Annotated in this window: 11 protein-coding genes; all 11 read left to right on the top strand. The window is 44.3% G+C overall.

Annotated elements, in window-relative coordinates; translation table 11 throughout:
* Positions 1–441 precede the first annotated feature (441 nt).
* The 11 genes from ACTF5U_RS10015 (at position 442) to ACTF5U_RS09965 (ending at position 12,781) form a co-directional block, all read left to right on the top strand.
* Positions 442–1,608 carry a nucleotide sugar dehydrogenase gene (locus ACTF5U_RS10015; RefSeq protein WP_438971490.1) on the top strand — a complete coding sequence of 389 codons (1,167 nt, stop codon included), beginning with the start codon at positions 442–444 and terminating at the stop codon, positions 1,606–1,608.
* A gap of 541 nt (positions 1,609–2,149) precedes the next feature.
* Entirely contained in the window at positions 2,150–2,596 is a 447-nt protein-coding gene (gene rimP / locus ACTF5U_RS10010) for a ribosome maturation factor RimP (RefSeq protein ID WP_438971489.1), read from the top strand.
* A gap of 78 nt (positions 2,597–2,674) precedes the next feature.
* Positions 2,675–4,192 carry a transcription termination factor NusA gene (gene nusA / locus ACTF5U_RS10005; RefSeq protein ID WP_438971488.1) on the top strand — a complete coding sequence of 506 codons (1,518 nt, stop codon included), beginning with the start codon at positions 2,675–2,677 and terminating at the stop codon, positions 4,190–4,192.
* Positions 4,193–4,195: 3 nt separating this feature from the next.
* A complete protein-coding gene (infB, locus tag ACTF5U_RS10000) occupies positions 4,196–6,982 on the top strand; it encodes a translation initiation factor IF-2 (protein WP_438971487.1) in 2,787 nt (928 codons plus the stop codon).
* A complete protein-coding gene (gene rbfA, locus ACTF5U_RS09995) occupies positions 6,982–7,356 on the top strand; it encodes a 30S ribosome-binding factor RbfA (RefSeq protein WP_438971486.1) in 375 nt (124 codons plus the stop codon). Before infB ends, rbfA begins: the two co-directional genes overlap by 1 nt.
* A gap of 15 nt (positions 7,357–7,371) precedes the next feature.
* Entirely contained in the window at positions 7,372–8,295 is a 924-nt protein-coding gene (gene truB / locus ACTF5U_RS09990) for a tRNA pseudouridine(55) synthase TruB (protein WP_438971485.1), read from the top strand.
* 135 nt (positions 8,296–8,430) lie between these two features.
* The gene (rpsO, locus tag ACTF5U_RS09985) at positions 8,431–8,700 is read left to right on the top strand and encodes a 30S ribosomal protein S15 (protein ID WP_438971484.1); all 270 of its coding nucleotides are present in this window, start codon (positions 8,431–8,433) and stop codon (positions 8,698–8,700) included.
* A 186-nt stretch (positions 8,701–8,886) separates the two neighbouring features.
* Positions 8,887–10,983: a polyribonucleotide nucleotidyltransferase gene (gene pnp, locus ACTF5U_RS09980; protein ID WP_438971483.1), complete on the top strand. Its 2,097-nt coding sequence runs from the start codon at positions 8,887–8,889 to the stop codon at positions 10,981–10,983.
* A gap of 217 nt (positions 10,984–11,200) precedes the next feature.
* A complete protein-coding gene (locus ACTF5U_RS09975) occupies positions 11,201–11,971 on the top strand; it encodes a MotA/TolQ/ExbB proton channel family protein (RefSeq protein ID WP_438971482.1) in 771 nt (256 codons plus the stop codon).
* Positions 11,961–12,353 (top strand): ExbD/TolR family protein, encoded by a 393-nt coding sequence (locus ACTF5U_RS09970; protein WP_438971481.1) that lies wholly within the window; start codon positions 11,961–11,963, stop codon positions 12,351–12,353. The genes ACTF5U_RS09975 and ACTF5U_RS09970 overlap by 11 nt, the downstream gene beginning before the upstream one ends.
* Complete coding sequence (locus ACTF5U_RS09965) at positions 12,353–12,781, top strand: ExbD/TolR family protein (RefSeq protein ID WP_438971480.1); 429 nt, start codon at positions 12,353–12,355, stop codon at positions 12,779–12,781. Before ACTF5U_RS09970 ends, ACTF5U_RS09965 begins: the two co-directional genes overlap by 1 nt.
* The last annotated feature ends 26 nt before the right edge of the window (positions 12,782–12,807 follow it).

The raw sequence follows: 12,807 nt of genomic DNA, 5'->3' as shown, positions 1-12,807 counted from the left end.
CTTAGCTTTTCTAAAATTATTGACTCTAATATTTACGCTGCGCTCATTAATGCTTTAAGTCTCTTCACAACCTTACCTTGTCTTACCCATTCACTATAAAACTCTGATTAAATTGCTAGTTGTAAAAAATTGATTCAACTTGAATGTCATATATTTCATGAGCAAGTACCAAGAGAACGTTTGTGTAACACCTCATAATTACTTATCTACATTATCGAAAATCAAAAAACTTTAACAGTAGGGAAATAAATCTGTAATAACAACCAACTACGATGTCCAAAACTGAAGAAAAACCGAAGACGATTTAACGGATTTGCGAAGATTTCATATCTCATCAAAACAAGATGCGGATAAAAATCACAATCTTTGTTTTCTGCTCTTGAGTCGGTCTTTGGTAATTCTTCTAACACTTCTAATGAAGGACAGAAGATAAAGGACTCCATGAAAATAGCGATAGCAGGCACTGGGTATGTTGGGCTCTCGAATGCGGTTTTGTTAGCACAGCACAACGAAGTTGTGGCTCTGGATGTCCTTAATGATAAAGTTGCACTGATTAATGATAAATCGTCACCCATATCAGATCCCGAGATAGCGGATTTTTTGGTCAATAAGAATCTTGACTTAATCGCAACGTTAGACAAAAAACAGGCTTATGTGGGGGCAAACTATGTGGTGATTGCCACGCCCACTGATTATGATCCGGAAACCAATTATTTCAATACCAGTTCGGTAGAAGCTGTTATTAGAGATGTCATGGAGATCAATCCCTCAGCGGTCATGATCATCAAGTCGACAGTTCCAGTTGGCTATACTAAAAAAATAAAACAAGAGTTGAAATGTGAGAATATTATTTTCTCACCAGAATTTTTGCGTGAGGGCAAGGCATTATATGACAACCTCTATCCTTCGCGTATTATTCTAGGGGAAGACTCAGAACGGGCTAAAACGTTTGCCAAACTGCTTGTCCAGGGTGCGATAAAAACCGATATTGATGTGCTTTTTACTGAGTCTACTGAAGCAGAAGCCGTCAAGCTGTTTTCTAATACGTATCTTGCGATGCGAGTGGCTTACTTTAACGAACTAGATAGTTATGCTGAAATCAATGGCATCGATACGAGGCAGATCATCAAAGGTGTGTGTTTAGATCCGCGTATCGGAGACCATTACAATAATCCCTCTTTCGGATATGGCGGTTATTGTTTGCCTAAAGACACTAAACAGCTGTTGGCCAACTACAGTGATGTTCCAAATAATATTATTAATGCTATCGTTGATGCTAACACTACCCGTAAAGATCATGTGGCCTCATGCATACTGAAGCTGAAACCTCAGGTGGTGGGTATTTATCGCTTAATTATGAAGTCAGGCTCTGATAATTTCCGGGCTTCTTCTATCCAGGGCATTATGAAGCGTATCAAGGCAAAAGGGGTCGAGGTAATAATTTACGAACCTGTACTTGAAGATGATACGTTTTTCAATTCAAAAGTCATTCGTGACTTTGATGAGTTTAAAGCACAAAGCAGTGTCATTATTGCCAATCGCATGGTTGAGCAGATTCGAGATGTGGCCGACAAAGTCTATACCCGTGATCTTTTCGGAAGCGATTGATAGCTTGCAAATGATAAAATGAAGATGATGATTTATTTGACTATACTTTTTATTTGACCTTAGTTTGACTCTCATTGAGAATCGAAATTAAACAAACGGATAAAAAGTGTAATGAATTTTGTATTGTTCAAATGCAATTATGGCGTAGCAAATTATTATAGGTAATTGCACTAATATGATCGGTTGAGAGAGGTTGATTTCACTTTAGCATGGATTGTTTTACCCTTTTATCTCCCCATTGAATTAGATGTTTTACGAGAAGTGGAATGTTCTAGTCATGAAAATGTTTTTTTCATCTGACCATTTGAGGCCGACACAAAAATATAACCATCATTGATCTTGCCGTTTTGAATGGTTATCTGTTATTATTCATCGCTTTCTGGAAGCATTAAAAGATGGCAGGAAAAATTGCCGTTGGCTTGATGCTTGTGACTAAGCGGTGAGATTGACCGCCAACAACTTTTGAAATTCCGGGCCCCTTTTATGGGGTTTTTGTTTTTCTGGAGATTCGATTTAAGCCGTAAGGCTTGATGACAAAGCTATGGCGATAACAGATCAAGTTGAACATTTAATTGAGGCGCCGATAGAGTCTCTCGGCTACGAGCTCGTAGGTGTAGAGTACATTCAGGGCGGGCCCGATGCGATCCTACGGATCTATATCGATGCAGAACAGGGCATTACTATTGAAGACTGTGAAAAAGTCAGTCATCAGGTAAGTGGCGTACTGGACGTTGAAGAACCTATTCGCAGTGCTTACTTGCTGGAAGTGTCATCGCCGGGCTTTGATCGGCCACTGTTCAAAGCAAGAGATTTTGAGCGCTTTACTGGTGCTCAAGCAAAGATCTCAATGAAGCTACCGGTGCAGGGAAGAAGAAATTTTACAGGTGAACTACAAGGGTTCAGCGAAGGCGAAATATTAATAGAAGTGGATGGTGAGGTCTATGCCTTACCTCTGGCAAAGTTAGCCAAGGCGAGACTTGTTGCCTAAAAAAAGCGTATTATTAACGGTTAATAATAGATTGAGTTTGGGTTGGATTAGTCAGCTACGAAATCCACTGGGGGCGTGATGAATAACAAAGAAATTTTATTGGTTGTCGATGCCATGTCTAATGAAAAGGGCGTGAGCAAAGAAGTCATTTTTCAGGCAATTGAAGCGGCGTTGGCAATGGCCACCCGCAAACGCTATGACATGGCCATAGATGCACATGTTCAAATCGACCGTGTAACCGGTGAGTATGAAACTTTCCGTCAATGGTTAATCGTCGAAGATGATGACGAAGAGATCTTTGAGTCAGATGAAACACATATCAGACTCAGTGACGCCCTGAAAAAACAATCAGATGCTGAAGTCGGTGGATATATCCAGGAACCAATGGAATCCGTCGAGTTTGGTCGTATCGCTGCACAAACCGCAAAACAAGTGATTGTTCAAAAGGTTCGTGAAGCAGAACGCGCACAAGTTGTGGAGATGTATCGCGAAAAAGTCGGCCAAATGATTCACGGCACAGTGAAGCGTGTTGATCGTGGTAACGTTACGCTAGATTTGGGTGGTAATGCTGAAGCCTTTTTACCGCGTGAAGAAATGATTCCTCGTGAAAGCTTCCGCGCGGGTGACCGTATTCGTGGTTACCTGAAAGAGATCAGGCCTGAAGGTCGCGGGCCACAACTGATAGTAAGTCGTATTACACCGGAACTGTTAATTGAACTGTTCACATTGGAAGTACCTGAGATTAGTGACGGCATGATAGAGATTAAAGGTGCAGCCCGTGACCCGGGACTGCGCGCCAAGATTGCCGTTTTAGCCATGGAGTCACGCATTGATCCGGTAGGTGCTTGTGTCGGTATGCGTGGTTCACGCGTTCAGGCTGTAACCAATGAATTAGGCGGTGAACGCGTTGATATTATTCTCTGGGATGAGGACGTCGCACGCTTTGCAATTAATGCAATGGCACCAGCCGAAGTATTATCTATTGTTGTTGATGAAGATGCTCACAGCATGGATATTGCGGTTGAAGACAGTCAGCTATCACAGGCGATTGGTCGTAGTGGCCAAAACGTTCGCCTCGCCAGTCAGTTGACCGGGTGGGAATTGAATGTGATGTCATCATCCGATGCAGATAAGAAAGCTGAATCTGAAATCGGTGAGTTGATTCAAGATTTTATGAAAGATCTGGATGTTGACGAAGATGTCGCCTTGATTCTGGCACAGGAGGGGTTTTCCTCCCTGGAAGAAGTGGCTTACGTGCCTGAACAGGAAATGTTGGATATAGAAGAATTTGATGCGGACATTGTTGCGGAGCTCCGTTCAAGAGCACGTGATGTGCTGCTGACGCGTGCTATTGCAAGTGAAGAGCAACTGGAATCAGCCGAACCCACTCAAGAGTTGCTTGATATGGAAGGTATGAATAAAGACCTAGCGCTGACATTGTCTAGCAAGAGCGTGACCACACTGGATGACCTCGCAGACCTAGCTGTTGATGAGCTGGTCGAAATTGGGGGCATGAATGATGAGGAAGCAGCAGCGTTAATCATGAAAGCCAGAGAATCGTGGTTTGAAAACGAACAAACAGATGCAGGGGAGTAACCAATGAGTGACATAAGGGTTAAGGACCTGGCTGGCACAGTCGGAATAACAGCTGAGCGTCTAGTCGACCAGTTGAACGAAGCGGGGATAAGCGTCTCCAAGCCAGAAGATTTGATCACAGAAGATCAAAAGCAAACCTTGCTGAAGTTTTTACAACAACGTCACGGTAAGGGGGCGGACAGCACGGCTTCGTCGCCTAAGAAAATCACCTTGAAACGTAAATCGGTCAGTGAAATCAAGCTGGGTGGTGCTACGCGAGGTGGAAAAAGCGTTAGTGTTGAAGTACGCAAAAAGCGCACTTATGTGAAACGTAGTGAAACTGAAGATGCTGCGGCTGCAGCTGAATTGCTCAAGCAAAAAGCAGCGGAAGAGCAAGCAGCTGAAGTAGCACGCCAGGAAGAGCTTCGTTTGCAGGAAGAGAATAAACGCAAACAGCAGCTAGATGATGAAACCCGCCGTAAACAAGAGGCTGAAGAAGAAGCTGCTGCCGTAGCAGCAGCTGTAGAAGCTGAAAGATTGGCGGCGGAAGAAGCAGACAAAGCAGCTGAAGAAGAGAAAAAAGCCATCGAAGCGGAGTCTAAAAATAAAAAACCAGCTTCTAAAGCCAAGAAAAAAGAAGAAAGTGAACTCACACAATCGCAGTTGGCTCACAAAAAGTTGGAAGAGGCCGATGCCAGACGTCGCGCTGCTAATCTTGCACGTATAGATGCTGAAAAAGCACTCGAAGCTAAGAAAAAAGCGCGTGAAGAGGAAGAAGCATTAGAAAAAGCGCGTGAAAAAGCCAAAGCCGATGCGGCTGAGGTTCAGGCGAAAGAGCAAAAAGCCGGTGTGCGTAAAACGAAAGATGCTGAAGCAAAACATAACAAAGACAAAACGTCTCGTCGCGGACGCAAAGGCGGCGATGATTTTGAACGTAAAGAGTTGCACGTCAGTGAAGGCAAGTCTGGACGTCGTAAGAAGAAAAAAGGTGGTGGCCCCGTTTCCAAGGTTGCACTTAAAGATCAGGAGCATGGTTTCTCAAAACCAACGGCGCCGGTTGTGCATGAAGTTAGTGTGCCGGAGACGATCAGCGTCTCTGATCTTGCACAGCGTATGTCTGTTAAGGCCGGTGAAGTCATCAAGGCACTGATGGGCCTAGGAAGCATGGCAACCATCAATCAGGTTCTGGATCAAGATACTGCCGTGATTGTCGTTGAAGAAATGGGGCACATTGCTAAAACGATTCATGAAAACGAAGTCGAACAGGCACTGAAAGTATCAGACGATGTACTGGGTGAAGCAGTTGTTCGTGCACCTGTTGTCACTGTTATGGGGCACGTTGACCATGGTAAAACATCGTTGCTGGACTATATCCGAACAACCAAAGTAACGACTGGTGAAGCCGGTGGGATTACGCAGCACATTGGTGCATATAAAGTACAAACCAGCCGTGGTGAAATTGCATTCCTGGATACTCCAGGCCATGCTGCCTTTACTGAAATGCGTTCACGCGGCGCTAAAGTGACTGATATCGTTATTCTGGTTGTCGCTGCCGATGATGGTGTCATGCCACAAACAATTGAAGCGATTCAGCATGCCAAAGCAGCCGAGTCGATTGTGATTGTTGCTGTAAACAAGATGGATAAACCTGAGGCCAACCCTGATCGTGTAAAACAGGAGCTGGCAAATCACGAAGTTATCCCAGAAGATTGGGGCGGCGATGTACAGTTCATTCCTGTGTCGGCATTAACTGGTGAAGGTGTTGAAGACTTGCTTGAGGCGATTTCATTACAAGCCGAGGTTATGGAGTTAACAGCACCTGAACAAGGTCCTGCCCATGGAACGGTTATTGAAGCGCGTCTTGATAAAGGTCGAGGTACCGTTGTAACGGTTCTGGTTCAACAAGGCACGCTTAATAAAGGCGATATCGTGGTGGTGGGTCAGGAATATGGTCGTGTCCGTGCCATGTTTAATGAAAAAGGCGAGCAACTTAATAGCGCCGGTCCGTCAACCCCTGTCGAGCTATTAGGTCTGTCAGGTACACCAGCTTCAGGCGATGAGTTACAAGCAGCACCGGATGATAAAACTGCGCGTGAAATCGCGAATTTCCGTCAAACGAAAGCACGTGAGCAGAAAATGGCTCAGCAACAGGCTGCCAAACTTGATGAAATGTTCAATAAGATGGAAGAGGGGGATGTTAAGACCCTGAATGTTGTCATCAAAGGTGATGTACATGGTTCTGTTGAAGCGGTCAGCCAAGGGCTGCAGAAATTATCTACAGACATGGTTAAAGTACGTGTTGTTGGCTCAGGCGTTGGTGGTATTAACGAAACCGATGCCCAACTAGCAGCTGCTTCACAAGCCATTCTGATTGGCTTTAATGTTCGTGCTGATAACGCAGCGCGTAAAGTAATTGCCGAGAAAGGTCTGGATGTCCAATACTTCAGCATCATTTATGATTTGCTGGATGTAGTGACGAAAGCAATGACTGGCATGCTTGAACCTGTTTTCAAAGATGAAATCATAGGTCTGGCGCGTGTTGATGACGTGTTTAGTTCACCCAAGTTTGGTGATATCGCCGGTTGTTTGGTCACTGAAGGTGTGGTGCGACGTAGTAGTCCGATTCGTGTTCTGCGTGACAACGTTGTTGTTTACGAAGGGGAGCTGGAATCATTGCGTCGTTTTAAAGATGATGTCAACGAAGTTAACTCCGGTACAGAATGTGGTATTGGTGTTAAGAACTACAAAGACGTTAAAGCAGGCGATCAAATTGAAGTCTTTGAACGCGTTCAGGTTAATCCAACACTGTAATGGCCAGAGAATATAGTCGTTCTAATCGCTTCGGCGAAGTCGTCATGCGAGAACTCGCGCTGATGCTTCAGCGTGAGATCGCTGACCCACGTGTTGGCATGGTGACTGTGTCACATGTAGATGTGACTTCCGATCTTAAATACGCCAAAGTGTATGTGACACGTTTCAATGGCTTTGAGTCTGAACAAGACGTCAAAGAATGTCTTGAGGGATTGAATAGTGCCTCAGGTTATTTACGTCGTGGTCTTGCAGGACGGGTTAAACTGCGTAATATTCCTGAACTTAAGTTTGTTTATGACAAAACCCTGGAAAACGGTTTCCGTATGGATGAGCTTATTGCAAAGGCTAACCAGTCACGTCAGGACGACGATTAATATCGAGTCAATCTGATGGCAAGACGTAAAAAAGGGCGTGATATTACCGGGATACTGGTGATAGACAAACCGACCGGACACAGTTCCAATCATATCCTTCAGCAAGTAAAACGCCTGTTCGATGCTAATAAAGCGGGCCATACAGGTAGTCTGGATCCTTTAGCCAGTGGTCTCTTACCGGTATGTCTTGGAGAGGCTACCAAATTGTCGGGTTACTTACTTGATGCGGATAAACAATACGTTGTTACCTGTAAATTGGGTGTGACCACAGATAGTGGTGACGCCGATGGTAATATCGTCACAGAACATGAAATCCCAGAGTTCGATGAAAACCAACTAAGCACTCTCCTTACTGATTTTATTGGTGAGCAGGATCAGGTTCCACCGATGTTTTCAGCGTTGAAACATCAGGGTCAGCCTTTATACAAACTGGCGAGACAAGGGATTGAGATCGAGCGTAAATCACGACGAATTACGATTTACGACATTACTTTAATTGATTTTGATGCGGCGAGTTTTACTTTATCGGTGCACTGTAGCAAAGGGACATACATTCGTACGTTAGTCGAAGATATCAGTCACGCACTCAATACGGGTGGACACGTCACCATGTTAAGACGTACCGCGGTTGCCGGCTTTTCGCTAAGCGATGCTGTTTCTTTAGATGCATTAAAACAATGTCACGAACAAGGTGGTCTAGATGACCTCGATCAACAACTGTCGGCGGCTGAAAATGCCTTGCCTGAATGGCCATCAGTGATGCTGGATGAGGCAGGCTGTAAGCAATTAAGTTTTGGGCAGGCGGTTCAGGTGGAGCAAACATACCAATGCGCAAATGTGCGGTTGTTTGATCCGACAATGCAGTTCCTCGGTTTGGGGGAAATGACACCAGATGGTGTTGTCAAGCCAAAGCGTTTATTTGTCGCTGCGACAAGCTAAGATTTTCTTGTCTATAAGCAGGAAAGTCGGTAAAATTCGCAGCTCATAAAAGGTTGGCTGTTCCGGTTTTTACATGCTGGGTCAGTTCAGAATTTAACTAGCGGCCAAAGGCTGCAAGAAAGTTGGAGTATTTAGATGTCTATTTCTGCAGAACAAAAGAAAGAAATTATCAGCAAACATGCGCGTTCAGAAGGTGATACTGGTTCCGCTGAAGTCCAAGTTGCTTTATTGACGGCCCGTATTACGAATCTGTCAGACCATTTTAAAACCAATATTCATGATCATCACTCACGTCAAGGTTTGTTAAAAATGGTCAGCAGCCGCCGGAAAATGCTCGACTACCTGAAAAAAACAGATATCGAACGTTACCGTGCCCTGATTGCTGAATTAGGTCTGCGTCGCTAAGTTGAGTCTAATGACCGACTATATTTTACGAACCTCTCCCGATGTCCCGGGGACAGGATCTGTAATTTGAATATGCCCCTGAAGCTTAAAGTTTCAGGGGCATTTTCGTTTCTAAATTTGTGAAGTTAAAATCAATTGTGGAATAGGTCCGTAATTGATAATCAGTAAAAGAGAAGGATAAAAAGAGTGAACTCAGTAAAAAAGACAGTTCAGTACGGTGAGCACACGTTAAGTCTTGAAACCGGCAAAATCGCGCGTCAAGCAGGTGGTGCTGTAATTGCCAGTCTTGGTGAAACATCAGTCTTAGTAACAGTTGTGGGTAAAAAAGAGGCGAACCCAGGCCAAGATTTTTTCCCTCTGACAGTCAACTACCAAGAGCGCACATACTCTGCCGGTAAAATACCGGGTGGCTTTTTCAAACGTGAAGGCCGTCCGAGTGAAAAAGAGACGCTGACATCACGTCTGATTGATCGTCCTCTGCGTCCTTTATTTCCGAAAGGCTTTGTTAATGAAGTTCAGGTAATTGCAACGGTCGTTGCTTTGGATCCTGAAATTGATCCTGATATCCCGGCTATGATCGGTGCTTCTGCTGCACTAGCCATTTCAGGAATGCCTTTTAACGGCCCACTGGCTGGCGCACGCGTAGGTTATGTGGATGGCAACTATGTATTGAATCCGAGTAAATCAGTGCTTGAAAACAGCGCATTGGATTTGGTTGTTGCCGGTACTGAAAGTGCTGTTCTGATGGTTGAGTCAGAAGCGTCTGAACTGCCAGAGGAAGTTATGTTGGGTTCTGTTATGTTTGGTCATCAACAAATCCAGACTGCCATTAAACTGGTTCAAGAGTTGCAAGACGAAGCCGGTAAACCCGCTTGGGATTGGTCTGCGCCAGAAAAAGATGAAACTTTGTATGATGCGGTTAAAGAAAAAGCCTATGCAGGTATTCAGTCAGCTTATGGCATCAGTGATAAACTCGCGCGTCAGGATCAACTGAGCGTTGTTCGTAACGAAACTGTAGAAGCATTAGTAACAGAAGAGTCGGAACTGACTGAAGAGCAAGTAAAAGGTGTTTTTGCCAAGCTTGAGAAAGAACTGGTTCGTGGCAAAATCATTGCCGGTGAGCCACGTATCGATGGTCGTGATACCAGTAGTGTCCGTCCTATCTTTGTTGAAACAACAGTTCTACCGCGTGTTCATGGCTCTGCATTATTCACGCGTGGTGAAACGCAGGCTATCGTTGTTGCTACCCTCGGTGCCGAACGTGATTCACAAATGATTGATGCGGTTGAAGGCGAATACCGTGATCGTTTCATGCTGCATTATAACTTTCCTCCATTCTGCGTAGGCGAAACCGGTTTTGTTGGTTCACCCAAGCGTCGTGAAATTGGCCACGGTAAACTGGCAAAACGCGGTATTGCTGCTGTCATGCCTACTGCTGAAGAATTCCCGTATGTGGTTCGTGTCGTTTCTGAAATCACAGAATCAAACGGTTCGAGTTCAATGGCTTCTGTATGTGGTACCAGTCTGGCGTTGATGGATGCAGGTGTACCAATTAAAGCTCCTGTTGCCGGTATCGCGATGGGTCTTATTAAAGAAGATAACGGTTACGCTGTATTGACCGATATTCTGGGTGACGAAGATCACCTTGGTGATATGGACTTTAAAGTGGCGGGTACTGAAAAAGGTGTTACTGCGCTACAAATGGATATCAAGATTGAAGGTATCAATGAAGAAATCATGCGTACTGCTCTGGCGCAAGCTCGTGATGGCCGCATCCACATTCTTGAAAAAATGAATGCAGTGATTTCAACTCACCGTACCGAGATGTCTGAATTTGCACCGCGTATCATTACAATCAAGATCCATGCAGATAAAATTCGTGACGTTATTGGTAAGGGGGGTGCAACTATCCGTGCCATTACCGAAGAAACTGGTGCCACTATCGATATTCAAGACGATGGTACAGTAATGATTTTCTCTTCTGACTATAACGCTGGTCAGGCGGCATTACGTCGGGTTGAAGACATCACAGCAGAAGTTGAAGTTGGCAAAATCTACGAAGGCCGTGTGGCTAAACTGATGGACTTCGGTGCATTTGTTACCATTCTGCCGGGTAAAGACGGCTTGGTTCATATCTCACAAATTTCTGATGAGCGTGTCGAAAACGTGAGCGATAAACTGTCAGAAGGTGATGTAATTCAGGTTAAAGTACTGGAAGTGGATCGCCAAGGCCGTATCCGTCTCAGTATGAAAGCTGTTAATGAGGAAGTAAGCGAAAGCTAATTCCTTATTAAATGAAGTATAAAAAAAGCCCTGGACTTTTGTTCGGGGCTTTTTTTTGTCTGTCATTGTTTGAGCTACTTTAGCTGGTCTTTATACACGTCTTTGCATACTGCTGGTACAGGAAAACGCGTTTACCACACCTATTTGTGATACAGAAAGTTCTTGATAAGCTAAACAAGAAGCATTATCATTAACGTTAAACTAATGGAGTGATTGTGTGGATCCAGAAATAGAAAATGAAATTATTAATAGCCAGGGTATTCCTGAATCGTTAACTGCACCGACCGATATAACGACAAATAATGCTGATGTCACCTCTGATTTATTGATATCGAAGTTACAGGAGTTTATGCAGGTAGGTGGACCGGTTGTCTGGATCCTGACGGTACTATCCATTATTGCACTGGCGATTGTTTTAATCAAAATAGGGCAGTTTCTACAGACTCGACCGGAGTCATCGGGACACCTTGAAAAAGTGATTAATTTCTGGAAACAGGGTGATACCAATCAAGCGCTAGCGTTGTTGAAGCGAAAAAGGCCAGTGGATGAATTGATTCAACTGGCCATGCAAGGCCTGAATAATGCCCATATTGAACTGGATACACTTAAAGAAGAGCTCGACAGAATAGCTACATTACGCCTAAACCAACTGCGTGCCTATTTAAGACCGCTTGAAGTAATAGCTACATTGAGTCCATTACTGGGTTTGCTTGGCACTGTGTTGGGGATGATTATTGCTTTCCAACAAATGGAAGCCGCAGGTAATCAGGTCGATCCTTCTGTCTTATCCGGGGGAATCTGGCAGGCATTATTAACTACGGCTGTCGGTCTTGCTGTGGCGATTCCAGTGGTCATGGCACACAACTGGATGGAACGGAAAGTTGAACGCGTAGCGGCATTAATGAACGATACCGTAACCCGGGTATTTACTTCAGCCCGGGCTGTCGAATCTGCACATGAGAATGCGCCAATTCGTCATGCTGCTTAACACTGAACAACCAGTACATCGCCGCGCTATTAGTCTGACACCGCTAATCGATGTGGTGTTTATTTTGCTGTTGTTTTTTATGTTGTCATCGACATTTATTCAATGGCGGCAGATTGATATTTCGGCACCGAGTGAAGGTGAGACAGAAATAAAATCACAGCGATTTATCAAACTAATCAGTGATGATGGCGATTTTATTTTTCAAGGTCGAAAGTTTTCGTCTGCGAACTTTGAAGCAGTCTCACGGCTTGTTGCTAATGACAATGAGGCAATTTATGTGATTGAGGTCGAGGCGGGCATACGAACGCAGAGTATGGTTTCTTTACTAGACACATTAAAACGGGCTGGAGCGAACTCAGTGACATTGTCTGGTGTGAACTAATGAAGCTCGGCCAGTCCATTCAGCATAAAAAGCCTAATCAGGATGATAATCTCATTCCATTGATTAACATCGTCTTTTTGATGTTGATTTTCTTTATGGTCGCAGGACATATCAGTCAGTCTGATCCGATCAACGTGCAACCCCCGAATTCTTCCAGTGATAAGCAGGATGCTCAAGAGCCTCTGCTGATCCTAGTAGCAACCGACGGAACCATTGCGTTTGAGCAAGAAATTATCAGTCGTGATGAGCTGGCATCCAGGATCACTGAAAAATATAACGCTGCAATGGATAAACAGGCACTGCGTTTACTTGTCAAAGCTGATGCAAATCTAGCTGTAGAAGAGCTTCAATCTGTATTAATGCTCATTAAGCAAACGGGATTAAAACGCGTTGCTTTAGCGACTCAGAGAACAGCGGAACCATCATGATTCAAAGACAGTATTGGCTATTTGCA

The organism is Methylophaga sp., assembly GCF_965655755.1.
Taxonomy (GTDB): domain Bacteria; phylum Pseudomonadota; class Gammaproteobacteria; order Nitrosococcales; family Methylophagaceae; genus Methylophaga.
The sequence above is the reverse complement of the archived record's forward strand: the minus strand, read 5'-3'. Positions and strand labels throughout refer to the sequence as shown.